A 23227-nucleotide genomic window follows, 5' to 3' on the forward strand; every position below is an offset into this window, starting at 1 on the left:
AATTAAGAAGTCTGCAATTTTAAGGTTAGTCACTCAGAGTTCTTTTATTCAGAACAATGCAATTAGGCAAAACTCGAAAAGGAATCCATTATGTTTAACTCTACTGTATTAAAAACCGTTAAAGCTTCGGTATTCACTGCTCTACTTCTTGGTGTAAGTGCTACGACTTCTGCCCATGCAGAAACCTCTTTAGTTAGCGATGTGGCTAACAATATAGAGCAAAATATCTCTGCTCAGATGCAAGATATGATGGCCAAAGCACAGACTGAGCTAAGTCTTTCTATTCAAGCCCAGATGTCTGAAATGTTGTTTGATATGGACAGTGAACAGCAAGTCACTAACGATCAACTTGCTGCAGAAAACAAAGAGCAGCCATTAGTGACGAGTGCGGTAGCTAAGGATTAATCATGTTGTTCTTAGCTCAGTTTATGATGCTACTACTACTGCCTGTTATTAGTTTAGTTATGTTTGCTTGTTTGGTGTGCTCGTTAGATTGGCACAAGTTGGAAGATTAATCGAAAGGGAGCCTGAAATGATTGATTTAGTTGAACGTTTAAAAGACCCAAGTTCATTGGTATGTGGTGTTTCTGCCGCGATGGCTGATAAGTTTGACTGGTCTTGCATGTGGACTCGAGTCGTTTGTGCTGTGGCTATATTCTGCAATCCTGCGATGGGTTTATTGACCTATTTTGTGTTGGCCTTAGTGCTACCTAAATGGGAAAAGCCATATTAAGGTTAGCGCTTTAAAATAATGAGAAAGAGGGCATTTAAATGAGAGTGTTAACTCCCTTGAAATACATCGCCTCAAGTCGTTATCAAGCGCATCATCATGCCGTGGTAATTGCAACAAAACGCGGATGCTAAAAACCGACGTCTAGCATCCGCAATTTATGTCTTTAACTAGACAGTGTTAACGCTTTAAAAACGCAGCAAATCTTGCTTTGGCTTCATCACTTGCCAGCCTAGCTTCAAATTCGATAAGTTCTTTCTTCATCTGCGCTCGCACATCTTCTCTGTTATAGCGAATTAATTTCTTGGTCGTTTGTAACGATATTGGTGGCAGCATCGCTAACTGATGCGCACGACTCAAGGCGTGCTCAAAAATAGTATCACTGGTTATAACGTCATTAATGAGGCCATAACTATGGGCTTGAACAGCATTAAAGCTCTCACCTAACATTAATAGTTCACTGGCTTTTGCCTGGCCAATGACTTGAGGGAGCAATAGGCTAGCCCCAGCTTCGGGAACTAACGCCAGCTGTACGAAAGGCAGTTGAAACTTGGCGCTCTGATCCGCATAAACCAAATCACAATGCAGTAGCATGGTCGTGCCAATACCGACGGCAGCACCAGTGACAGCCGCCACAACAGGCTTTTGGAGATCCAATAGGCAGAAGAGGAAGCGAAAAGCAGGATGTTCGGCTCCTAAGCCACTATTTTGTAAGAAGTCGGCGACATCGTTACCCGAAGTAAAACAATCAGCTTGACCACGGAACATAAAGGCTCGAATTTCATTGTCCGACTCGCCTTGGATAAGGTATTCTGTTAGCTGTGTATACATTTGTAGGTTAAGCGCGTTGCGCTTATCTGGACGATTAAACGTAATGATACGTACCCCATTATCGTCCTTAACCTGAATCGTGCTCATTCGTTATATCCTCGTTTTACGAATTGGGTTTACAAGGAGTTTAAGACATTGAAGCGAATATTCAAACAGCTGTTTAATTTGACGTTGTTAAGCACTATATCTTTCACGGCTTTTGCACAGGTGGTACTTGTCGATGGTTACGTGCGCGCGATGCCACCAAGCGTCCCCAATAGCGCAGCCTATATCACAGTAGAGAATCATGGCGATGCGACTCGATTAGTGACTGTAGATGCCCCGTTTGCCAAAGAAGCGCAGCTACACACCCTAATTGAAGAAGATGGCATGATAAAAATGCGCCAAGTCGAGGGGTTTGACATAGACTCTCATGGGAGCTTAGTGCTGTCAGAGTCGGGAAATCATATTATGCTCATGGGATTAACGTCGCCTTTAGTAATAGGTTCAACTGTGGACATGACGCTAAAGTTTGCCGATGGCACGAAACAAAAAATCAGCCTGCCTGTAAAAAAACAAGCAGAGCAAAGCGATGGTGCACATCACCATCATCACCACTAAGGAGTTAGCACAATGCAGGTGACATGGAAGAAAGTCTTAGCAGCCGCGGTTATAGTTTTCTTTATCGGCTATCTAGTGAGTGTTTGGTGGAGCGTGGAGCCTGACTCGATCGAGCAGGATATCTATAGCCAAGAAAATAGCCAAAATGTTGTCGGTTATGCTACGACAACCTCTTTGATCTTAACCATTGAAGGGCTATTGGATAAATCCGGAGGCTGGTTATCTAATGATGTCACCCCTCCGTCTATCTTTATGGATAACATGCCTGCATTTGAATTTGGCGCCATTGAGCAGGCGAGAGATTTGGCGCTGATCATGCGTAAAGAGTTTAGCCGTTCTCAATCGCAATCGACCGCTGATAAAGATCTTCTTGCGGCACATTCAAAGCTCAATATTGAACACACTAGCTGGTTAGTGCCGAGTGCCGAGAGCGAGTACCGTGATGCAATTAAGCTACTTAAGCTTTATCGCGCTCGCATGATGGCAACGGAAAACCAAGATGCGCAGTTTTATGCTCGCGCCGATAACCTCAATGAGTGGCTTAAAGAGGTACAAAAACGCCTTGGTAGTATGTCTCAAAGACTGTCTGCGAGTGTTGGTCAGGAGCGTCTAAATACCGATTTGTCTGGCGATAGTGCCGCAAGACAATCAACCCCAGGTTATGATGCGCAGCAGATAAAAACCAGCTGGTGGAAAATCGATGATGTCTTTTATGAGACTCGTGGTGCAACTTGGGCGCTACTGAATTTTATGAAGGCAATCGAAGTTGATTTTGCCGATGTATTACAAAAGAAAAATGCTCAAGTTAGTCTTCGTCAGATTATTCGTGAGCTAGAAGAAACACAACAGCCTATATGGAGCCCAATGATCCTTAACGGTTCAGGGTTTGGGGTTGTCGCCAATCACTCTCTGGTGATGGCAAACTACATCTCCCGCGCAAATGCAGCGGTTATCGATTTAACTAACTTATTGACTCAAGGTTAACTATGAAAAAGACGTTATTGGCGTGTGCACTATTAACTTCATTAGTGGGCACTTCTGCTCAAGCTGCTACCGTCGTCGGTTTTAAAATTGGCGGTGATTATTGGAAAGCTGATACTAATGGTACTTTTGCTGAAAAGGGCAATGCACAGCAAGAGTTTAACTATGACTCATCTTCTCAAGGCAGCATCTGGGTTGCAGTGGAACATCCAATTCCGCTAATTCCAAACGTTAAGATTAGACAAAATAGTTTAGATGCTGACGGTAAGATGAGTGATGCTGATTTCAGCTTTAACGGTCATGACTTTCAAGGTAATGTTAATAGCAATGCTGACTTAAGCAATACTGATTTCGTGCTTTATTACGAGATCTTAGATAACGATATCGTAGCCCTTGATCTAGGTGCAGCTTATAAGAAGATGGATGGTCATTTCCGTGTAGCTGACGCAGGCCACCCTGAAACGAAAAACATCGATAGCGGTATCGTAATGGGTTATATCGACGCACAGGTTGGCGTGCCAGGTCTTGGTCTTTATGGCTTTGCCGATGTGATGATGGGCGTTGACGAGTCAAGTGTTTATGACTACTCATTGGGTCTTGGTTGGAACTTCGATGGTGCGGCTTTAGATTACCGTATTCGTGCGGGTTACCGTGACTTTAAGTTTGACGTTAACGGTTTCGATGGCGTAACCGCAGATATGCAGTTCAAAGGTTACTTCGCCGGTGTTGAACTAGTCTTCTAAGGATTTAGTCTTTTAATAATTTAGACTTCAAATTCCAGCTTAAAGAACATAAAAAAACCGCCATTTGGCGGTTTTTTTATGACAGTAACAACAGGGATTAGTTAGCCGTTGGAGCGACAAGACCGTTGTTAATTGAGGCTATATCATCTTCGTTCAAGGTACCCGCAGCTTGTTTAAGCGCTAGGATAGAGTTGATGTAGCCATAACGTGCGTCAGACAGCTTACGCTTAGAATCGTATAAGTCACGTGTACGGTTTAATACGTCAACGATGGTACGTGTACCGACTTCAAAACCAGCCTGAGTCGCTTTCAATGCGCTCTCTGAAGAGATAACTGATTGCTCATAAGCACGGATTGAACTGATCGATGCACCGACGTTGTTAAAGTTATTACGTACATTTTTAACGACTTGGCGGTGAGTCTGTTCAAGCTTCTCGCTTGCTTCTACGTATTGGTATTGCGCTTGGTTTACACGAGAAGAAACCTTGAAGCCTTCGAAGATTGGAATGCTTAAGGTTACGCCCACTGTGCCGTTATCGAAATCAGGCTTGCTGATATCGCCTTGCTCTTGCTCGATACCTTTCTGGTAACCAGCATTTAAGCTTAGTGATGGCATGTGTCCCGCTTTATAAAGCGAGATGGTCTCTTCGGCGATATCTTTACCGATGCGTGTGGTCATCAAGTCTACACTGTTGGTTTCAGCCATCTTGATCCAGTCTGTAGAAGAGGCTGGTGCAACTGCAGTTGCTGAGAAACGGTTAGTATCAAGGATATTAATGCTCTTGTGATCGATACCTGTGATTTCACGTAATGCTTCGTAGCTGTTAGCAAGAGTATTTTCAGCTAGGATTTCAGTTGCGTTTGCTAAGTCATACTGAGCCTGAGCTTCATGCACGTCAGTAATCGCGGTAAGACCTACAGCAAAACGTTGCTTAGTCTGTTCAAGCTGACGCTCGATGGCACGTTTTTCTGAACCTTGGAACTCGTAGTTATCTTTGGCCGTTAGTACGTCAAAGTAAGCATTGGTTACGCGGATAATTAGGCTTTGTAATGCAGAAGCGTATGCCGAGTCTGCTTGAGAAGCGGCTTTTTCCGCTAAGCTTAAACCAACCCATGCGCTGTGATCGTAAATGACTTGATTTAGGGTAACGCCACCAACAATACCGCTGCTGTCATCATTTGGGTCATTCCACGCTTTATCGTAACCGATATTGGCGCTGATAGTCGGTAGTAGTGGAGCACGATTTTCTTCAATCTGTTCATACAAGGCATCACGTTGAGCCTTAGCTTGAAGTGCAATAGGATCGCTGGTCAATGCTTGTTGATATATTTGTAGAAGGTCATCGGCATGAGCTGCTTGTGCCGTTGCTGCAAGGGTCAATGCGGCACATAGAGAACGGATCTTGAATTTCATTTGCTGTCCTTTTAGACAAAATTCTCCATTGAGGAGCGAATTTAACTTGTTATGTTTAGCCATGCCTCACAATAACTCAGAGGCAGTAAGGCGGTTTGCGCTTCCCGACGCTTCCCAATACATCTAAACTTAGTGGGTTAAATATTAAAAATGTACAAATTCTAAGTCAACTAAGAAGTGTAACAGTTTTTTTTGCTTATGATTAGTACTGCTTTCATCATAGTATTAATATTTTTGTTTGGCGCTATCGTGGCATTAATACCTTTATAAATAAGTATATTTAGGACGAGAAATGAACAGCACATTTAATCGTAATGATGTTGAATTACTGGGCAAGAAGCCTCTATATAAAGGCTTCTTTAAAATGGACGAATACCGCTTTAAACATCGTCTATTTAACGGTGGCTGGAGCGGGGAGGTTTGCCGTGAAGTGTTCGAGCGTGGTCATGCTGTAGTCGTTCTGCCCTACGATCCCATATCGGATGAGGTCGTATTAATAGAGCAGATCCGTATTCCAGTGCTTGAAAGTGGCAAAACCCCTTGGTTATTCGAGCTGGTTGCGGGGATGATTGATAGCGGGCAAACATCGATGGATGTCGCACATCGAGAGTTAAAAGAGGAAACTGGCTTGAGTGCTCAAAGTATCACTAAGGTAAATGAATATTTTTCAAGTCCAGGTGGGACGAGTGAGCGTTTTGACTTTTACTGGGCTAAAGTGTGTGCCGCCGATGCACAAGGTATACATGGCCTAGATGAAGAGCATGAAGATATTCGTGTCCATGTTCTTGGCCGTGAACAGGCCTATCAGATGGTTGTTGATGGCAAAATTGATAATGCTTCTACCGTAATAGGCTTGTTATGGCTGCAATTAAATTATCAAGAAATCAGTAAGCAGAACGCTTAAAACCAAGTAGCCCTCGTGGTGATGAAGTTAGAGAGAGTTAGGATAGAGTTGTGTCAAACGTTGAGTTCGCGAAAAAAAATAAGTATCAGCCTAATGTCAGCCAGTTTTTGGCACTTTGTGGGCGTAATTATATGCACATTCAAAGGTGGCTGACTCTAGAACCCTGCGAAGGCAAACGGTGGCGAGTTAAAGGTGAGTTCGGTCAATTAGATGTTTGCCTTCTAGAAAACACTAGATATACCCAGTTAGTGCAGATTTCTCGCTGTGTTGGCGGCAATGAGTGGCTCACAACGCCAAAAGTTTCTGTACGCATTTACCATGATGCTAAATTAGCAGAAGTGTTAACTAGTCAACAGATTTTCCAATTACGACCAGTGTATGATTATCCAAATATGCATATGCATCATCGGGATGAAAAGTACCAAGTCAATGCTTTTCTAGAAGAGTTATTGAAGATAGATAACTTAACTAAGTTCGTCAGTTAATCTGATTATTGGGTAAATTAATTTGTTGAAAGCGGCTATCTCTTATTCAATTTCTGAAGTTGAGAGTGTGAGAATCGTGCAAGTCACGGATCCTCATTTGTTTGCCGATCCCGAAGCCCAGCTATTAGGGGTCAATACGGCTCAAAGTCTCGGTGCTGTGTTAAATACCATCTCTGCTGTTAATTACCCTGCACACTTAATGCTAGCAACTGGTGATATTAGCCAAGATTACTCAAACGAGTCATATCACAGCTTCGTTAAAGCGATTGAGCCTGTTAATTTACCTTGTCATTACTTACCCGGTAATCATGATGACCCGCGTATCATGAGTCTACATATGCAAGGGCCTAAGATTTTTGCTCACAAGCGTATCTTGGCGGGGAGTTGGCAGATAATCATGTTGGATTCGACGGTAAGAGAGCGACCTGGTGGGCATATGTCTGATGCAGAGCTTGAGCTTATCGACAGTGCGATAGAAGCTGAACCTGAACGTCATGTACTGCTGGTTATGCACCATAATCCGATTTTAACTGGGTGTAATTGGCTGGATCAGCATTGCATGGATAATGGTGAAAGCTTTATAGAGAGAGTCGCTCAATACCCACAAGTAAAGGGGCTGCTCTGGGGTCATGTTCACCAAAGCATAGACACTAAGCACATGGGGCCACACGGGGCGATGCATTTGATGGCAACACCGTCAACCTGCATTCAGTTTAAACCTAGGTCGCCCTATTTTGCGCTAGACGCACTGCAGCCAGGCTATCGTTTGCTGGAACTTAAGTCTGATGGTAGCATTCTGACTAATGTTTACCGGGTTCCAGGTGAGAACTTCTCACCCGATAAAGATGCAGGCGGTTATTAGCTAAGAGAAACCGCAGTGTGAGGAAGTATGCTGCTATATATACATGGATTTAATAGTTCTCCCCTTTCAGAAAAGGGTTTAGTTACTGCGCGCTTTATGGCACAAAACTATCCCGATTTACATTTTCAACAACCGCAACTTCCCTGTGAGCCGCTCGAAGCTATGGCCCTGCTGATTGATATTGTTGAAAAGGCCAAAAAAGAGGGGCTGCCTCTTACCTATATTGGTTCATCATTAGGTGGTTATTTCGCAAGTTATTTAGCAGAAACATATGGCGGCCGCGCAGTTTTAATTAATCCTGCGGTAAAACCTTTCGAACTGTTTGATGAATTCATTGGCACTCAGTACAATCCCTATACGGATGAAACCTACCAAGTTGTTGCTGAACATAAGCAGGATGTGGCGCGATACAATACGCCCGCAATAATCAATCCCGATCGCTTTTATGTACTTTTACAGACAGGCGATGAAGTGCTCGACTATAAACAGGCCGTGCAGAAATATCACTGTTGTAAGCTCTTAATAGAGCCAGGTGGAGACCATAGCTTTATTGGCTATGAGGATCAGCTTGCTTCTATCTGTGAATATCTGTTTTCTTGACAAATAGACCCGTAGGGCCGCAACATGGCCTGAATAACAAAATAATATGTGTGCCATGACAAACCAATACACTTCAGATGCTATTGAAGTCCTAAATGGACTCGACCCTGTTAAACGTCGCCCCGGTATGTATACCGATACTTCGCGCCCAAACCACTTAGGACAGGAAGTCATAGATAATAGTGTCGACGAGGCATTGGCGGGCCATGCCAGTCGTATCGACGTTATTTTGCATGCCGATAACTCACTGGAAGTTATCGATGACGGCCGTGGTATGCCTGTCGATATTCACCCTGAAGAGGGGATCCCTGGTGTCGAGCTTATTCTGACTAAGCTGCACGCGGGTGGTAAGTTTTCCAATAAAAACTATCAGTTCTCTGGTGGTCTTCACGGTGTGGGGATCTCAGTGGTCAATGCGCTTTCAAGCCGTGTAGAGATTACTGTTAGACGTAATGCTGAAGTTTATGAGATGGCCTTCGAACACGGTGAAAAAGTCGAAGACTTACACGTGACGGGTACCTGTGGTCGCCGCAATACCGGCACTAGCGTTCACTTTTGGCCTGACGCGAGTTATTTCGACTCGGGCAACTTCTCGATCTCTAAATTGACCTATTTACTAAAAGCCAAGGCTGTACTTTGCCCAGGGCTTCGAATTAAATTCGTAAATAAGCAGACCAATGAAACCCAAGAGTGGTTTTATGAAAGTGGCTTAGAAGATTATTTAAGATCATCATTTAAGGGTGTGCCAACACTGCCAGAAGTGCCATTTGTGGGCAGTTTTGCCGGTAACTTAGAGGCCGCAGATTGGGCGATTACTTGGCTGCCTGAAGGCGGTGACTATCTTAACGAAAGTTACGTAAACCTTATTCCTACACCGCTTGGTGGTACTCACGTTAACGGTTTTAGGCAGGGCTTGCTCGAGTCTATGCGTGAATTTTGTGAGTTTAGAAACTTGATGCCGCGCGGTATCAAGTTAACCCCTGAAGATATCTGGGATCGCAGTACCTTTATCTTATCGATCAAGATGCAAGATCCGCAGTTTGCAGGCCAAACAAAAGAGAAGCTTTCAAGCAGACAGTGCGCAGCATTTGTGTCGGGCATCGTACGTGATGCGTTCAGCCTTTGGTTAAATACCAATACTGAACAGGCCGAAGCCTTAGCTGATATGTGTATTAATAATGCACAGAAACGTTTAAAAGCGGCTAAGAAAGTGGCGCGTAAACGTATTACCTCAGGCCCAGCGCTGCCAGGTAAGTTGACCGACTGTAGCGGACAAGATCCAATGCGTGGTGAGCTATTCCTAGTGGAGGGTGACTCTGCGGGTGGTAGTGCTAAGCAGGCTCGCGATCGTGAGTTTCAGGCGATTATGCCGCTACGTGGTAAGATTTTGAATACTTGGGAGGTTGATGCCTCTCAGGTGCTAGCCTCGCAAGAAGTACATGATATATCGGTTGCCATTGGTTGCGACCCTGATAGCAGCGACATTTCAGAGTTGAGATACGGCAAAATCTGTATTCTCGCCGATGCTGACTCGGATGGTTTGCATATTGCGACCTTGCTATGTGCTCTGTTTATGAAGCATTACCGAGTACTGGTAGAGCAGGGGCATATTTATGTCGCCATGCCGCCACTGTTTCGAGTCGATATAGGTAAAGACGTATTTTACGCCCTCGATGAAGCTGAAAAAAACGGTATTCTTGATAGAATTACTGCAGAAAAACGAAAAGGAAAAGTCCAAGTTACACGATTTAAGGGACTGGGTGAGATGAACCCATTACAACTTCGTGAAACTACGATGGATCCCAATACGCGTCGATTAGTGCAACTTACCATAGATGACGCCGAAGATACTTTGGCGCTTATGGATATGCTATTAGCCAAGAAACGTTCTGGTGACAGAAAGACTTGGCTAGAGACAAAGGGTGATCTCGCCCAGCTCTAATCGGCAATGAAAGATTATCATCAGACAAAAGAATAATAATGACGTTTGAAAACTATCGAAATCAATTAGCCGTTGGGATCTCAGCACTGTGTGCTCACTTTATCCTTAGCTGTAGCGCATTTGCTGCTGAACCTGTGATGATCACTGTGTCAAAAGGATTTGGTTTAACCTTGTATGCCTCCGATCTCGGTGATGCCAAGCAGCTAGCGGTTGGTGACAATGGCACCTTATTTGTTGGCTCTTATCGAGAAGGCAGTATTACCGCCTTGGTCGACGATAACAATGATGGTCGGGTTGATAAACGTTATGTGATTGCAAAAGGCTTAGATTACCCAGAAGCAATAGCGTTTCATGATGGTGCTTTATACGTCGCAGAAGAGGAGCGGATCTTACGCTTCAACCAAATAGAGTCTCGACTGCGTAGGCCTGGACGCCCGAAAGAGGTTTATGACCGATTGCCGGGCAATAGCAAGAAAAGCCGCCGCGCCATGCATTTTGGTCCTGATGGATTGTTATATATCGCAATTGGTGCGCCATGCAATGTGTGTGAGACCGAAGTGCCATATAGCAGCATCATAGCAGTAGATGTCGCAACTGGTGACAGCGAGCAGATCGTTAGTGGGGTGCGCAAGGTATTGGCTTTTGACTGGGCTGTTGAAGATAACACCCTTTGGTTTGCCGATCTTGGTCGTGATTGGATGGGGGATAATTTGCCTCCAGATGAGATAAATAAAGTCGAGCGTAAGGGGAGTCATTTTGGTTTCCCCTATATTCATGCCACCGACATTATTGAGCCCGCATACGATAAACCTCAAAACTTAAAAGTGGTGTCGCCGACCTATGAGTTACCGGCTCATGTTGGGGCTAAAGGGTTACACTTTTACCGCGGTTCCCAGTTTCCTGAGCGTTTTCATAATCAGATGTTCGTTGCCGAAAATGGTTCTTGGAACCGTTCGAGTAAGGTCGGCTATCAAGTTGTGATGTTAGAGATTGAAAATGGCCAAGTCGCCAAAAGAAGTACCGTAGTGAGTTTTCTAGACGGAGAATTTCCCGTCGCTAGACCATATGCCTTGGTCACTGCACCAGATGGTGCCATGTATATTTCTGATGATCTAAAGGGCAACGTCTACCGTTTGTTCTATAAAGAGTCAGCAAAAAATCAGTCACAGGATAATGATTAATGAGTGATGCGATAGATTTAAGCCTTGATGGCGTAGAGCAAATGCCTCTACGCCGCTTCACGGAAGAGGCATATCTGAACTATTCCATGTATGTCATCATGGATCGTGCATTGCCGCATATTGGTGATGGACTGAAACCCGTTCAGAGACGTATTGTCTATGCCATGAGTGAGTTAGGCTTATCGGCTCAATCTAAACATAAAAAATCAGCGCGTACCGTTGGTGACGTGTTAGGTAAATATCACCCTCACGGTGACAGTGCCTGTTATGAAGCCATGGTATTGATGGCGCAGCCATTTTCGTATCGCTATCCACTGGTTGATGGTCAAGGTAACTGGGGTGCTCCAGATGACCCTAAGTCCTTTGCTGCCATGCGTTACACCGAAGCCAGACTGTCTAAGTTCTCGGAAGTTTTACTTAGTGAGCTAGGTCAAGGCACTGTAGATTGGGGTGTTAACTTCGACGGTACCATGAAAGAGCCGTTAGTGTTGCCCGCGCGTTTGCCGCATATTTTACTCAACGGCATCACTGGTATCGCGGTTGGTATGGCGACAGACGTCCCGCCTCATAATGCTAAAGAGTTGGTGGGTGCCTGTGTTGAGCTTTTGGATAACCCTAAGGCGGATCTGCCTCGTCTGATGGAGTTTGTGCCTGGACCTGACTATCCAACTGAAGCTGAGATTATCACTCCGGCTGCCGATATCGCAAAGATCTACCAAACTGGTCGTGGTTCGATTAAGACCCGCGCGGTTTATACCGTGGAAAATGGCGAAGTCGTCATTACTGCGCTGCCGCATCAAGCCAGTGGTGGTAAGATTTTAGAGCAGATTGCCAATCAGATGCAGGCGAAGAAGTTGCCTATGGTGACGGATTTGCGTGACGAGTCAGATCACGAAAATCCAGTGCGGATCGTGGTCGTGCCGCGCTCTAACCGTGTTGACTGTGACCAGATGATGGCGCATCTTTTTGCTACCACAGATTTAGAGAAAAGCTACCGAGTTAACCTTAACGTGCTTGGCTTGAATGGTCGTCCGCAGGTGAAAGGCCTGCGTGAACTATTGACCGAATGGCTTGAGTTTAGAATGACCACGGTCAAGCGTCGTTTAGAATACCGGTTAGATAAGGTCTTATCGCGTCTACATATCCTAGATGCCTTGATGATTGCATTTTTGAATATCGATGAAGTGATTGAGATCATTCGTTATAACGACGATCCCAAGGCTGAATTGATCTCACGTTTCAATCTATCAGATAAGCAAGCCGATGCGATTCTTGACTTGAAACTGCGTCATTTAGCTAAGCTAGAAGAGTTTAAGATTAAGGCTGAGCAGAGCGAGCTTGAAGAAGAGCGTGATAAGTTACAGCTATTGCTAAGCTCTGAGCGTCGTATGAAGACGCTGATCAAGAAAGAGTTGATTAGAGACGGTGAAGATTATGGTGATGAGCGTCGTTCGCCGTTGGTTGAGCGTACTGAATCAAGAGCATTAACAGATCAAGAACTGGTTCCTGCGGAATCGGTTACAGTTGTGCTTTCTGAAAAAGGCTGGGTGCGCTGTGCCAAAGGCCATGAGGTTGATGGAAAGAGTTTGTCATATAAGGCGGGCGATAGTTTCTTACGTTCGGCTCAAGGACGTAGCAATCAACCGAGCGTGTTTATTGATACCTCAGGTCGAGCATTCGCCACCGAAACCCATACCTTGCCGTCAGCCCGCTCTCAGGGAGAACCTATTACCACTCGCTTCAATCTAGCCCCCGGAGCGACCATGGAGCACTTATTACTGTCCGATGAGGAGCAGTGCTACCTATTAGCTTCAGATGCTGGTTATGGCTTTATCTGTGCGAATAAGGATATGGTATCGCGTAATAAGGCGGGTAAGGCACTACTGAGCTTACCTACTAATGCCAAGGTGTTATTGCCGCAGAGAGTCGATAAGTCAAAGGCTCAATCGATTTTAGCTATTACTAATGAAGGTCGAATGTTGCTGTTTTCTCTCGATGCGCTGCCGCAGCTGTCGAAGGGTAAAGGTAATAAGATCATCGGTATTCCTGGCGAACGTGCTAAGAACCGTGAAGAGTTATTGCTGCATTTGAATGTGATCCCAGAAGACACGTCAGTGACCCTATGGGCAGGTAAGCGTAAGCTAACTTTGAAACCGAGTGACTTAGAACACTATCGAGGTGAGCGAGGCCGCCGTGGTGCCAAGTTGCCACGTGGCTTGCAGCGTGTAGACAGTGTAGAGCTAGGTGACGGTGAACCAGTACTTTAGTGACTGATTTATTTAGCCGCTTAGTTATCTAGTTTTAGTTATCTAATATCTAGTCGATAAACAAAAAATGCAGCCATTTGGCTGCATTTTTTATTTCTACGAGTTGAGCAATTAAGCCACTTCGTAGAAGTTAGGTTCGATATCGACTTGTCTCTGGATGATCTGGGTCGCCATCTTGGCACATTTTCCACATTGATCCGCTACACCTAGGCGCTTTTTAACATCGGCTAACGACATATCACCTTGGCTAACGGCTTCTTTGATCTGGGTATCTGTGATTGCGTGGCAAAGACAAACGTACATGAAATATCATCTCTAAATCGAACATGGCCCGAAGTATAAATGAAAATGATTCTCAATGCTAATAACCGCTGGGAATAATTGTCAGTTGTATCGCCTAAGCTAGTTATTAAAAAGCGTGCCTAAATCACATATTTTGGTCGATTGTTATTAACCTCATACTTTGCAGCATCGACTATCGTTAGTAGCCACGCTCGAAGTGCACTCTGTGAGAGAGCTTTTCTCCCTTAATCCATTTGTGGAAATTTTCGGCAAAAATCTCGACCACCTGCTCAGGAAAACTCGGCGCAGCGATATGCGGCGTAATAATGACATTGTCTAGCGACCAAATTGGGTGCTCTTCAGGTAAAGGCTCTTGGTTAAACACATCTAGAATTGCTTGCTGCTCTGGGTGTTTGATTAATTGTAGGTAGAGCGCATCTAAATCGAGCACGTCGCCGCGACCTAGATTGAACAGTACTACCTCTTCTTTCAGTAGTGATAGCGTCTGCTTATTAAGGGCACCTTGGGTGTCGGGGGTACTTGGTAATATACTGGCGACCGCATCGGCTTGAGGCAGGTAGCGAGCAAGGTTGGCCAGAGTATCGACTTCATCGAAGCCTCTAGTCGGCTTGGCACCGCGATTGATCCCGATAACATGCATGCCGAAGTGTTTAGCCGTTTGAGCAATATGCTTGGCAATTGAGCCAGTACCTAGCAGGAGAAGAGTTTGTCCCTGCAGGGTCTTGAAGCTACCCGGTAACCAAATCTTTTGATCTTGCTGAGTGCGATATTTTCTATGCTCCCTTTGGTAAGCCAGCAGGTAACCAAACAGGTATTCGCTCATCAAAGGTCCGAAAATACCTCTCACATTAGTAAGCTCATAGTCTTTGCGCTGTCTAGGTTTTACCAAGGCATCGACGCCAGCAAAAGTTGATTGCATCCACTTTAAGTTCGCTGCATGGGGCAGCAAAGGCGCAGCAAGCTTAGGCTCGGCTAACCAGATATCGGCATTAAAAATCCCTTTGGGGTCATCGTCCAAAATGGTGGTATTGGGTAGATGACACGAATTTAAAAGTTGACGATAGCGCTCATTTTCTCTGGTGAGTAATAGTAGCTTGTGTCCCATACTTACTCCCTATATTCTACATTCACCTAGATTTAAACCTGCTTGGTGATGCCTGATACAATGTCTAAGGTTATTGAATTTTTAAACTATTTAGGGTCATTTATCTACCCTTGGCTTCCAGAAGTTTCGACGGCAATTGTAGCCTGTTGTTTAGTTGTCTTTGGTGGCGACATAAATCGTTTTCTACGTCGCTACTTTGCGGGGCGCTCTTTTCTGCTGCGCACACTGATTTTCGTTATCGTGAATGCGTTTGGCTATGGGCTTATTATCATCCATTTAAGCCCTTTGTTAGCGCAAAGTATGGCTAAAATCCCATCCCATTGGTTATTTGTTCTAGTTGTTGCTATATTCTTTGCTATAGGTAGCTGGGCACAACGCAACAGACAAGTTTAAGTTATTAATTTTAGTGTAGATTGTTTTCATTAATTTGGGCAACTAGCGGCCACTTTTTGGCCGCTGTAGCTGGCTTTATTTAATCTCAATCTAGTCCGAGGTAGCTAATCGCTCGGTCAGGATAGTTAGTAAACACGCCATCGACTCCCATCAGCTTTAGCATGTTAAGATCCTCAAGATTATCTACTGTATAGACATAGACCTTGGCGCCTCGATTATGGGCGTCATCAACCATCTCTTGGGTGGTAAAGTTTAGTCCCAAATGAATGGAGTAAGCATCAAGCTGACTGACAATATTGGCAAGCTCCAGTGGTATACCTTCAATTAGTGGTGCCACCAGTGCGTCAGGGCATTGCTGCTTAAAGCAAGCTAAGAAAGGATGGTTAAATGATGAGATCAGTAATTTATTCGGATCGTATTCAAGCTCGCCGATAAGTTTAGGGTAGAGGTTGATAAAGGCCTCTAGGCAGCCAAGTCCTTTAAGCTCAATGTTGATCAAAATATTGTGCGGCTTTAGCAAGCTTAATACTTCTACCAAGGTCGGAATTGGCTCGCCGTCGATAGTGATTAGACTCAAGGCCTGCTTGGTGTACTGCTCGATTAGACCAACCCCAGTACTTTTAGGCTCAAGTCGCCTGTCGTGAAACACATACAGTTCATCTTCGACTAGGTGTATGTCGAGCTCAACCGCGGTGGCTCCGAGCTCTACGGCCTTTGCAAAGGCGGCGAGGCTGTTTTCCGCCAGATAACCACTGGCTCCTCTATGGGCAAATATTATCATAATGGTGTCTCAACAGCCTTTCATTTAGGTTCTCAATAAGCTCTGTACGTCTTTACTCTGATTGGAAGAAAGATGCACTTCAAGCTGCGGATAAGCCAGCACTAGATCGTTCTCACGCAGTTTCTTGCTGATCTGTTTATGTAGCTTGTGTTTAAGCGGCCAACGTGTGCCCATATCTTTTGCGTAAGCGCGTACTTCGAAATCTTGTGTATGTTGACCAAAGCCTGCAAACCACACTTCTGGTTCTGGCGAGAGCAGTGCATCGTCACATTCTTGTACGGCTTGATAAAGCGCGGCTTCTACTCGTGCAGGATCAGAATCTCGGGCTACAGAGACATAGATTATTACTCGCGTGATAGGATCTGATAACGACCAGTTAATCAGCTGCTCGGTAATAAAGGCCTTGTTGGGCACGATGATCTCTTTTCTATCCCAGTCGATAATTGTAGTGGCGCGAATTTGGATTTTACTCACCGTACCGGTCAGATCGCGGATGGTGACGGTATCGCCAATACGCACCGGTTTTTCAAATAGAATGATCAAACCTGAGATAAAGTTAGCAAAGATCTCTTGTAAGCCGAAACCTAAACCAACCGAGAGGGCTGCTACCAGCCACTGCAGCTTAGACCACTCCATACCTAAAGTGGAGAAGCCTGCAAGCACACCAAACATCACGACTAAATAGCGACTGACTGTGGTTAAAGCGAAGCCCGTACCTTGGCTTAGATCTAGCCTTTGCAGGATTGTCAGCTCGATAAGACCGGGCAGGTTGGTGGCAATCATCATAGAGAAACCTACGATGATCAGCGATAACAGCAGCGACTTTAGGGTTATCGGGATCTGCTGCTCTATGCCGTTGATTGTGGTATTACTCGACCAGAGGGTGATGCCATCGAGTAAGGAGAACAGAGCTGTATGAGTCTGCGTCCATAAGCCGACGATGCTGGCTAAAAAAGCCAGTAGCAAGAGTGAGCGCACTAACCCGAGAGACTGGCTAGAGATCGTTTCAAGATCGACTATCGGCTCTTCATAGGTATCGGCTTGCTCGTTGACATTCAGCTCACCTTTTTCACGTTGTGCGAGTACTTCAGCACGCTTGGCCTTGGCTCGTTCGAAGGCGATACGGCGACGCTCTATTAACATCCAACGTTTGATTAAGTTGAACAGCAACAAGAAACCTAAACCAAATATCAATGATAATTGCAGCTGTAGGAACATCTGGAAGGCGGTGTAGTAGTAGCCTTGAAAAGCCAACACGGCACAAGCGAGGGGCATGAAAATCAGCATGGCCCACAATAGCTTCTGTAATAGCTTCTTATTCTTACTGTGCTCGGCAGTATTTTCTTTGTTAGATAGGCTGAGCATGTCTTTGTAAAACCAAAACAGCATAAGGCAGAAGATAATAAATGCACCACGACCTAGGCTATTTCGAACCAAGGAGGTATCTATTACTTCGGTAAATGCCATGATGGCTAGAAAAGGTGTCGCCATAATGGTGAATTTTCTAAAGCGCTCCTGTCCGGAGCGAACCATGCTTTTTGGTGCCTTAAAGTGATTAATCAATAGGCCTCTGTCTAACGCTAGCAGATAGATGAAGCGATAAAGTTGATACAGCAGCCCAAATGCCATGATCCCCATGCCGATGGCGGAGACAAAGTTATGGCTCGATAGATAGAAGATGCCGCCAGCCAAAACGAAAGGCAGGGGTTTGAGTAGGCTGTAACCCAGCGAGTTGATCAGCACATGGAATGTATAGATGAACTTATCTTGGGTCACATTGCCAACAAAAGGTAGTTCTCGGCGCATCGCCGATTTAAATTTTGGGGTCAAAATATCTTGGGTGATGATGCTGATGACAAACAGAATTAGCCACAATGACCATAGGGTGCTTTGTTCATCAAAAGAGCTTTGCATCTGTCCCCAAGGGGCTTGCTGTAGCATCCACTGAATACTCTGGTGGAGATCCGTGATCCATAAGCCACCTATGCTATTAGCGTTAGGAACCCAGAATAGGTGATCATTGAGCGTACTCTTAAGAGTAAGATATTGCTGGTTTAGCTGCTCATAACTGACCCTAAGGTCGGCCAGCTCACTTAGGTATTGGTCATAACTCTGCAGTAGTTGCTGCAGTAGCAGCCCTTGGGAAGACAGCAACTTGGCCTGCAGTGAGTTATCGGCACCAATTGATGTGACTTGCTGACTATTTAGGGTCTGGGCTTGCTCAACCTGATACCGGGCAAGTCTTGTGTTGGCTATTTCGCTTTGAAGCGGTTCCTGATTTGGTGGCTTAGGTAAGGCTTGCAGCATCTGTAAGAAGCGTTCACCAAAGGCCGAGTTAAGCTTAATCCAGCCAATTTGCTGCTGTATTGTTGTTAGCTGCTTGGCTTGCGCCTGATATTGGGCTTCAGCCTTTTCTTGTTGAGTAAGGGTAAGACTGATTTTTTGATTCAGTTGTTTTAAATTCTCACCGTACACTAAATTGCTGTCGCTGAGTTCTTGGGCAATGGGATCGTGGGTTTTGTCGTCAGGTAATAAACTGCCGGCAATGGCGGCTTCCGTGCGAGCCTCTCTCTGCAGGACTATCTTTTGGTTTAAGCGCTCGATCAGCAGCTCTTGCTGAGCTAATTGCTCACGTACTAACTTTAACTGTAGCTGGTTTAAGTCGATCTCTTTTTGGCTGCTGGCTAATACCGCTTCGAGTGTTTTAACATCTTGCTCGTAGAGCTTCCCCTGAGCGGCGATGAGCTGGTTATTAAGAGTTTGCTCTTCACCAATACGGATTTTTTTGTGCTTTTGTAATGCAGCCCTAGCTTTTACTAGGGCATCAGGCAGTTTGCTGTGAGACTTTATTAGCGCATTGATTTTTTGCCCTAAACTGATTTCGACATCTTTAAGCTCCGATAAGCGTAGGTAGGCGAGTGAGGCCTGCTGGTTTATATCCTGCTGATCAGTGTCGTTTAATGTTTTTTGTGCATCTTGAATTTGGTTAAGCAAGTTTTGCTTATGCTCGGCATAGTTATTTAATAGCTCGCGAGCACTATTTTCTGTTAGGACTAATTCATGGTTCTTGTCCTGTAAGAGGCTTAACTGCTCCTGTGGGGTTAACTCAGTATTTGTAGATGAGAGCCCTAGGCGTTTTTCAATTTGAAGTGGCGAGTTAGCGCTGGCCGATAAGGCGAATAGGCAAAGAAGAAGCAATAAAAAACGATGCATGATAAGAGTATAAATAAGGCAAAAAAAGACACAGTTATAGTAGCCAAGTTAGCCTAATAAATAAATCGCTCTAAGCAGTCTTTTTTACCCGATTCGATCTGTGACTTTGCTGAGTTTCAAATAGTGCTGTGGCGACAACTAAGGTTCCGCCAATAACTGTCTTTAGCGCCAAGTCTTCTCCGAGTAGGATTAGCGCTAGCATAGCACCATAAAAAGGTTGTAGGCAGGAGACTAAACCTACTGTTTTTGCGCTTAGCAGTCTTAACGCCGAGGTAAACAGGGCGTGGGGCGCAGCGGTAAAGACCACCCCGAGTAAAATAATCAGCCACCATACATTTTGTTCTATGCTACTGAGTTCAACACTGAACCAGGGGGCTAAAAAGAAAACGGCGACAGAGGTCTGATAGAACATAGCTTGCTTGCCGCTGTATGCGCTGAAATAACGTTTATGCAGTAGATTGCGAGCGGTAAAGAGGGCGGCGGATAAAATACCAATAGCTATTCCTAGGGTGACATCATTACCTAGGCTTGCCTCTGGGATCAGCAAGGACACGCCAATGAGCACCACTATGCCACTGATTACATCTGTCAATTTGAGTTTAGTTTTAGTGACTATCGGCTCGACTAACACTGTCATCACCGGATAGGTAAAAAACGCAATCATGCCGATGGCGACAGATGATAACTGCATTGAGGCAAAGTAGGTCACCCAGTGCAGACTGACGATAATGCCAAGGCCTATAGCGATAAGATAGTCTTTGTTGGCATTTAACGACAGACGCTGCTTGCTGAGTTTGACGATTAGCGCAAGCACGGTGGCAGCAACGACACAGCGTAGTAAGGTGATGTCGAGTGCGCTAAGGGGAATAAGCTTGGAGAATAGTGCGGTACCACCAAAAAGTAGTACCGCGAAGTGTAGTTCTAACAGCCCTGTTTTTTTATTGTCCATGCATACCTTAAAGACTAGTCTTCGATTTTTGCAAAGGCTTGACCCATACGCGTCACGCTCTTCGGTTCTACTCCATCGGCAAATTTATCGAGGACATCTTTGGCGAATAACATCACAACAGTGCTACCTAGCTTGAAGCGACCCATTTCGGCACCTTTCTCAAGTGTCAGAGCATTAGGACCTTCAGTTGGATAATCCCAAGTGAATACTTTCTTGCCTGTTGGTGGTGTTACAGTACCAGCCCAAACCGTTTCGATACTTGCTACGATTGTCGCACCGACCAGTACCATTGCCATCGGGCCAATTTCGGTCTCGAAAATTGCCACAACACGTTCGTTACGAGCAAATAGGCCTGGTACGTTCTCTGCTGTTAACGGATTAACAGAGAATAGTTCACCGGGAACATAGGTCATCTTAGACAGGGTGCCTTTAATCGGCATATGAATACGATGATAGTCCTTTGGCGCAAGGTAAATTGTGGCAAAATCACCACCCTCAAAACGCTTTGCATCATCAGCTTGATCACCTAGCAATGCAAGTGAAGAATAATCATGTCCTTTTGCCTGAAAAATACGGCCTTCTTTAATTGGACCGAGCTGGCTGATTGCGCCATCCACAGGATGAACAATGTAATCATTGTCTTCACATAGTGGACGAATTCCAGGCTTTAGGGCACGGGTGAAGAAGTCGTTGAAAGTGGTGTAGGCGGTAGCCTCAGGCTGAGCCGCTTCAGTCATATCAATCTTGTATTGTTTGATAAACCAGTTAATGGCAGCTGTAGTGACAGAGCCCATTTTTGCGGCTGCAAGCTTGCCAACAAGGCGAGACAGCAAATGCTTTGGCATAATATATTGCAGGGCAATTTTGATCTTATCCAATTTCAATATCCTTTAATCTTTTCACCTGAGGTGAATTTTATCTATTTTTGTCAAACCGCTGGCTGTGTTACGGCATAAGTTGCCGTTGGAAAATTCATATCTTAGCTTATCGCTGGTTTGAATCTATTTGCTTCAATTACTTAAGTTTTAAGTTCTGACTACTCGTCAGGACCCGCTCTAAAGTGACGCGCGTGTCTCTGCTCATCCAGACTTGCAATAATACGATGATAATTATTGTATCTGTCTTCAGTGATCTCACCGGCTTTGAATGCTTCGGTAATTGAGCATCCTGGATCGTTTAAATGTTTGCAGTCTCTAAACTTACAGGTACCTAAATAATCTCTAAATTCAACAAAACACCAGCCTACCCTGTCAGCGGGCAAGTGCCATAGCGCGAATTCTCGCACACCCGGAGAGTCAATTAAATCTCCGCCAGTTGAAATATGCAGAAGTTTTGCAGTGGTGGTCGTGTGCTGACCTAGCCCTGAGTTTTCAGAGATATCACCTGTGACTAATTCGGCAGCTGGCATCATGGCGTTGATCATCGATGACTTACCTACGCCAGATTGTCCAACAAACACGTTTACCTTGTTGTCCATTAGCGCGTGAAGTTGTTCGACACCTTCACCTGTTTTGCTGCTCACTCGGAAGACCCGATAGCCAATGCTCTTGTATCGCTCAAGTGCTGCATCGATCTCTGGCGCTTCTTCTGGCGTTATCAAGTCGACTTTATTCAAGATAATGACAGGTTCAATGCCTGTATCTTCAGCCGCGACCAGATAACGGTCAATAATCTGAGTGGTAAATGCTGGCTTTACAGAAGTGACAATCAAAATCTGATCTATGTTTGCTGCAATGATTTTCACACCGTCGTAAAGATCTGGGCGTGAAAGTTGAGAGTGCCTTGGATGCACGGCTTCAACAATACCTTCGATACGACTAGCCCCTGACTCACTGGTCAGTGCTAAACGAACGATAACTTTATCACCGGTCACTAGGCTCTTAATATTACGGCGAATATTACAGCGAGCAAGGTGGCCAGAGTCAGTCTCGACGTCAGCGTGTTGGCCGAAGCGGGAAATAATGGTGCCTTGTTGCTCAGGACCTAACATACTGTCTTGTAAGTCAGTCGTCTCGCCTGCATCTCGGCTCTGTAATTTCTTTTTTTGGTTGGTCCGCATTCTGCGTAATTGACCATGGCTTAGCGGTTTCTTTTTACTCACGTATTAGTCTTCAATGATAAAGGTGATTTTGTGTTGCTTAAAAAAGCAGTATGATACACGGTCTAGAATAAAAAAGCCTGAATTTAGGCTAACAGGAATAACAGGTCGCGTTATGGCTATAGATGAAAACAATCTGATTTGGGTCGATTTGGAAATGACAGGACTTGAGCCTGACGTTGACAGAATTATTGAAATTGCCACGATAGTGACAGATAAAGAGCTCAATATTATTGCGCAAGGACCTGTTTTTGCTATCCATCAATCAGATGAGCAACTTGCTCTAATGGATGATTGGAACCAGAAGCATCACGGCGAGTCAGGCCTTATTGACCGTGTGAGAGCAAGTCAGGTAAATGAAGAGCAAGCGATTGAGCAGACGATTGCCTTTTTGGCTCAATATGTACCTGCGGGTGCTTCACCTATGTGTGGTAACAGTATTGGTCAAGATCGCCGCTTCTTGAATCGGTATATGCCAGCACTTGAAGATTACTTTCACTACCGAAATATTGATGTAAGCACAATTAAAGAGTTGGTTCGTCGTTGGGAGCCTACTGCAATGGAAGGATTTAGTAAGAAGAATACTCACCAGGCTCTGCAAGATATCGAAGAATCTATCGCCGAATTGCAGTTTTATCGAGCTAAAGTATTTACTATTTAACCGATCAGTCAGATTATTTGAAAGAAAGGGTTGCAGAGTAGGGAAATTTTCATATAATGCGGCCTCAACTTTTCGCTAAGCACCAACTTAGTGATTATTGATAAAAGTTGAAATGCGACATTAGCTCAGTTGGTAGAGCGATACCTTGCCAAGGTATAGGTCATCGGTTCGAACCCGATATGTC

General features: G+C 44.8%; 23 protein-coding genes. 14 read left to right on the top strand and 9 right to left on the bottom strand.

Annotated features, from left to right (window positions below; genetic code table 11):
* The first annotated feature begins 90 nt into the window (after nucleotides 1–90).
* Together Q1A86_RS09675 and Q1A86_RS09680 are read left to right on the top strand one after the other, a co-directional pair.
* Nucleotides 91–405 (top strand): hypothetical protein, encoded by a 315-nt coding sequence (locus Q1A86_RS09675; RefSeq protein ID WP_299805916.1) that lies wholly within the window; start codon nucleotides 91–93, stop codon nucleotides 403–405.
* A 127-nt stretch (nucleotides 406–532) separates the two neighbouring features.
* On the top strand, nucleotides 533–733 hold the full coding sequence (locus Q1A86_RS09680) for a PspC domain-containing protein (protein WP_299805917.1): 201 nt from the start codon (nucleotides 533–535) through the stop codon (nucleotides 731–733).
* Between the two features lie 177 nt (nucleotides 734–910).
* Here Q1A86_RS09680 and Q1A86_RS09685 read toward each other — a convergent pair whose 3' ends face one another.
* The gene (locus Q1A86_RS09685; RefSeq protein ID WP_299805918.1) at nucleotides 911–1648 is read right to left on the bottom strand and encodes an enoyl-CoA hydratase-related protein; all 738 of its coding nucleotides are present in this window, start codon (nucleotides 1646–1648) and stop codon (nucleotides 911–913) included.
* Nucleotides 1649–1696: 48 nt separating this feature from the next.
* Between Q1A86_RS09685 and Q1A86_RS09690 the strand changes: the two genes are divergently transcribed.
* From Q1A86_RS09690 to Q1A86_RS09700, 3 genes are read left to right on the top strand one after another with little or no spacing between them, the layout of a single operon-like run.
* On the top strand, nucleotides 1697–2161 hold the full coding sequence (locus Q1A86_RS09690; protein WP_299805919.1) for a copper chaperone PCu(A)C: 465 nt from the start codon (nucleotides 1697–1699) through the stop codon (nucleotides 2159–2161).
* A gap of 12 nt (nucleotides 2162–2173) precedes the next feature.
* Nucleotides 2174–3145, top strand: a complete 972-nt coding sequence (locus tag Q1A86_RS09695) for a DUF2333 family protein (protein WP_299805920.1) — start codon at nucleotides 2174–2176, stop codon at nucleotides 3143–3145.
* A gap of 2 nt (nucleotides 3146–3147) precedes the next feature.
* Nucleotides 3148–3885 carry a TIGR04219 family outer membrane beta-barrel protein gene (locus tag Q1A86_RS09700; protein ID WP_299805921.1) on the top strand — a complete coding sequence of 246 codons (738 nt, stop codon included), beginning with the start codon at nucleotides 3148–3150 and terminating at the stop codon, nucleotides 3883–3885.
* 97 nt (nucleotides 3886–3982) lie between these two features.
* On the opposite strand, the gene tolC is transcribed toward Q1A86_RS09700, so the two are convergent.
* The gene (gene tolC / locus Q1A86_RS09705) at nucleotides 3983–5299 is read right to left on the bottom strand and encodes an outer membrane channel protein TolC (RefSeq protein WP_299805922.1); all 1317 of its coding nucleotides are present in this window, start codon (nucleotides 5297–5299) and stop codon (nucleotides 3983–3985) included.
* Between the two features lie 292 nt (nucleotides 5300–5591).
* Here tolC and nudF point away from each other — a divergent pair, with 292 nt between their 5' ends.
* The 7 genes from nudF (at nucleotide 5592) to parC (ending at nucleotide 13540) form a co-directional block, all read left to right on the top strand.
* On the top strand, nucleotides 5592–6203 hold the full coding sequence (gene nudF / locus Q1A86_RS09710; protein WP_299805923.1) for an ADP-ribose diphosphatase: 612 nt from the start codon (nucleotides 5592–5594) through the stop codon (nucleotides 6201–6203).
* A gap of 50 nt (nucleotides 6204–6253) precedes the next feature.
* Nucleotides 6254–6688: a DUF1249 domain-containing protein gene (locus Q1A86_RS09715; protein WP_299805924.1), complete on the top strand. Its 435-nt coding sequence runs from the start codon at nucleotides 6254–6256 to the stop codon at nucleotides 6686–6688.
* Between the two features lie 22 nt (nucleotides 6689–6710).
* The gene (gene cpdA, locus Q1A86_RS09720) at nucleotides 6711–7550 is read left to right on the top strand and encodes a 3',5'-cyclic-AMP phosphodiesterase (RefSeq protein WP_299805925.1); all 840 of its coding nucleotides are present in this window, start codon (nucleotides 6711–6713) and stop codon (nucleotides 7548–7550) included.
* A 27-nt stretch (nucleotides 7551–7577) separates the two neighbouring features.
* The gene (locus tag Q1A86_RS09725; RefSeq protein ID WP_299805926.1) at nucleotides 7578–8150 is read left to right on the top strand and encodes a YqiA/YcfP family alpha/beta fold hydrolase; all 573 of its coding nucleotides are present in this window, start codon (nucleotides 7578–7580) and stop codon (nucleotides 8148–8150) included.
* 55 nt (nucleotides 8151–8205) lie between these two features.
* Entirely contained in the window at nucleotides 8206–10092 is a 1887-nt protein-coding gene (gene parE, locus Q1A86_RS09730) for a DNA topoisomerase IV subunit B (RefSeq protein WP_299805927.1), read from the top strand.
* Between the two features lie 137 nt (nucleotides 10093–10229).
* Nucleotides 10230–11273 (top strand): PQQ-dependent sugar dehydrogenase, encoded by a 1044-nt coding sequence (locus tag Q1A86_RS09735; protein WP_299805953.1) that lies wholly within the window; start codon nucleotides 10230–10232, stop codon nucleotides 11271–11273.
* Nucleotides 11273–13540 (top strand): DNA topoisomerase IV subunit A, encoded by a 2268-nt coding sequence (parC, locus tag Q1A86_RS09740; RefSeq protein ID WP_299805928.1) that lies wholly within the window; start codon nucleotides 11273–11275, stop codon nucleotides 13538–13540. The genes Q1A86_RS09735 and parC overlap by 1 nt, the downstream gene beginning before the upstream one ends.
* Before the next feature lie 111 nt (nucleotides 13541–13651).
* On the opposite strand, the gene Q1A86_RS09745 is transcribed toward parC, so the two are convergent.
* Together Q1A86_RS09745 and Q1A86_RS09750 are read right to left on the bottom strand one after the other, a co-directional pair.
* The gene (locus Q1A86_RS09745; RefSeq protein WP_220758897.1) at nucleotides 13652–13843 is read right to left on the bottom strand and encodes a bacterioferritin-associated ferredoxin; all 192 of its coding nucleotides are present in this window, start codon (nucleotides 13841–13843) and stop codon (nucleotides 13652–13654) included.
* A 178-nt stretch (nucleotides 13844–14021) separates the two neighbouring features.
* Nucleotides 14022–14948, bottom strand: a complete 927-nt coding sequence (locus tag Q1A86_RS09750) for a D-2-hydroxyacid dehydrogenase (RefSeq protein ID WP_299805929.1) — start codon at nucleotides 14946–14948, stop codon at nucleotides 14022–14024.
* Nucleotides 14949–15008: 60 nt separating this feature from the next.
* On the opposite strand from Q1A86_RS09750, the gene Q1A86_RS09755 reads away from it, so the two are divergent.
* Nucleotides 15009–15341, top strand: coding sequence for a DUF3392 domain-containing protein (locus Q1A86_RS09755; protein WP_299805930.1), 333 nt, complete (start codon nucleotides 15009–15011; stop codon nucleotides 15339–15341).
* 85 nt (nucleotides 15342–15426) lie between these two features.
* Here Q1A86_RS09755 and Q1A86_RS09760 read toward each other — a convergent pair whose 3' ends face one another.
* The 5 genes from Q1A86_RS09760 to rsgA form a co-directional block, all read right to left on the bottom strand.
* Entirely contained in the window at nucleotides 15427–16122 is a 696-nt protein-coding gene (locus Q1A86_RS09760; protein ID WP_299805931.1) for a glycerophosphodiester phosphodiesterase family protein, read from the bottom strand.
* Nucleotides 16123–16146: 24 nt separating this feature from the next.
* Entirely contained in the window at nucleotides 16147–19335 is a 3189-nt protein-coding gene (locus Q1A86_RS09765; RefSeq protein WP_299805932.1) for a mechanosensitive ion channel domain-containing protein, read from the bottom strand.
* 70 nt (nucleotides 19336–19405) lie between these two features.
* A complete protein-coding gene (locus tag Q1A86_RS09770) occupies nucleotides 19406–20284 on the bottom strand; it encodes a DMT family transporter (RefSeq protein WP_299805933.1) in 879 nt (292 codons plus the stop codon).
* Nucleotides 20285–20298: 14 nt separating this feature from the next.
* The gene (asd, locus tag Q1A86_RS09775; RefSeq protein WP_299805934.1) at nucleotides 20299–21162 is read right to left on the bottom strand and encodes an archaetidylserine decarboxylase; all 864 of its coding nucleotides are present in this window, start codon (nucleotides 21160–21162) and stop codon (nucleotides 20299–20301) included.
* A gap of 158 nt (nucleotides 21163–21320) precedes the next feature.
* A complete protein-coding gene (rsgA, locus tag Q1A86_RS09780) occupies nucleotides 21321–22385 on the bottom strand; it encodes a small ribosomal subunit biogenesis GTPase RsgA (RefSeq protein ID WP_299805935.1) in 1065 nt (354 codons plus the stop codon).
* Between the two features lie 112 nt (nucleotides 22386–22497).
* Here rsgA and orn point away from each other — a divergent pair, with 112 nt between their 5' ends.
* Entirely contained in the window at nucleotides 22498–23043 is a 546-nt protein-coding gene (gene orn, locus Q1A86_RS09785; RefSeq protein WP_299805937.1) for an oligoribonuclease, read from the top strand.
* Nucleotides 23044–23227: the final 184 nt, after the last annotated feature.

It is taken from the genome of uncultured Shewanella sp., assembly GCF_947497935.1.
Classification (GTDB): domain Bacteria; phylum Pseudomonadota; class Gammaproteobacteria; order Enterobacterales; family Shewanellaceae; genus Shewanella.

What these genes read in the sequence shown, in the direction of transcription:
- Q1A86_RS09695 (WP_299805920.1), top strand. Translation starts at nt 2,174, where the DNA reads ATGCAGGTGACATGGAAGAAAGTCTTAGCAGCCGCGGTTATAGTTTTC.
- Q1A86_RS09700 (WP_299805921.1), top strand. Translation starts at nt 3,148, where the DNA reads ATGAAAAAGACGTTATTGGCGTGTGCACTATTAACTTCATTAGTGGGC.
- Q1A86_RS09675 (WP_299805916.1), top strand. Translation starts at nt 91, where the DNA reads ATGTTTAACTCTACTGTATTAAAAACCGTTAAAGCTTCGGTATTCACT.
- parC (WP_299805928.1), top strand. Translation starts at nt 11,273, where the DNA reads ATGAGTGATGCGATAGATTTAAGCCTTGATGGCGTAGAGCAAATGCCT.
- orn (WP_299805937.1), top strand. Translation starts at nt 22,498, where the DNA reads ATGGCTATAGATGAAAACAATCTGATTTGGGTCGATTTGGAAATGACA.
- Q1A86_RS09735 (WP_299805953.1), top strand. Translation starts at nt 10,230, where the DNA reads ATGATCACTGTGTCAAAAGGATTTGGTTTAACCTTGTATGCCTCCGAT.
- Q1A86_RS09745 (WP_220758897.1), bottom strand. Translation starts at nt 13,843, where the DNA reads ATGTACGTTTGTCTTTGCCACGCAATCACAGATACCCAGATCAAAGAA.
- Q1A86_RS09770 (WP_299805933.1), bottom strand. Translation starts at nt 20,284, where the DNA reads ATGGACAATAAAAAAACAGGGCTGTTAGAACTACACTTCGCGGTACTA.
- tolC (WP_299805922.1), bottom strand. Translation starts at nt 5,299, where the DNA reads ATGAAATTCAAGATCCGTTCTCTATGTGCCGCATTGACCCTTGCAGCA.
- Q1A86_RS09680 (WP_299805917.1), top strand. Translation starts at nt 533, where the DNA reads ATGATTGATTTAGTTGAACGTTTAAAAGACCCAAGTTCATTGGTATGT.
- nudF (WP_299805923.1), top strand. Translation starts at nt 5,592, where the DNA reads ATGAACAGCACATTTAATCGTAATGATGTTGAATTACTGGGCAAGAAG.
- Q1A86_RS09750 (WP_299805929.1), bottom strand. Translation starts at nt 14,948, where the DNA reads ATGGGACACAAGCTACTATTACTCACCAGAGAAAATGAGCGCTATCGT.
- Q1A86_RS09725 (WP_299805926.1), top strand. Translation starts at nt 7,578, where the DNA reads ATGCTGCTATATATACATGGATTTAATAGTTCTCCCCTTTCAGAAAAG.
- Q1A86_RS09685 (WP_299805918.1), bottom strand. Translation starts at nt 1,648, where the DNA reads ATGAGCACGATTCAGGTTAAGGACGATAATGGGGTACGTATCATTACG.
- Q1A86_RS09765 (WP_299805932.1), bottom strand. Translation starts at nt 19,335, where the DNA reads ATGCATCGTTTTTTATTGCTTCTTCTTTGCCTATTCGCCTTATCGGCC.
- Q1A86_RS09760 (WP_299805931.1), bottom strand. Translation starts at nt 16,122, where the DNA reads ATGATAATATTTGCCCATAGAGGAGCCAGTGGTTATCTGGCGGAAAAC.
- Q1A86_RS09755 (WP_299805930.1), top strand. Translation starts at nt 15,009, where the DNA reads ATGTCTAAGGTTATTGAATTTTTAAACTATTTAGGGTCATTTATCTAC.
- parE (WP_299805927.1), top strand. Translation starts at nt 8,206, where the DNA reads ATGACAAACCAATACACTTCAGATGCTATTGAAGTCCTAAATGGACTC.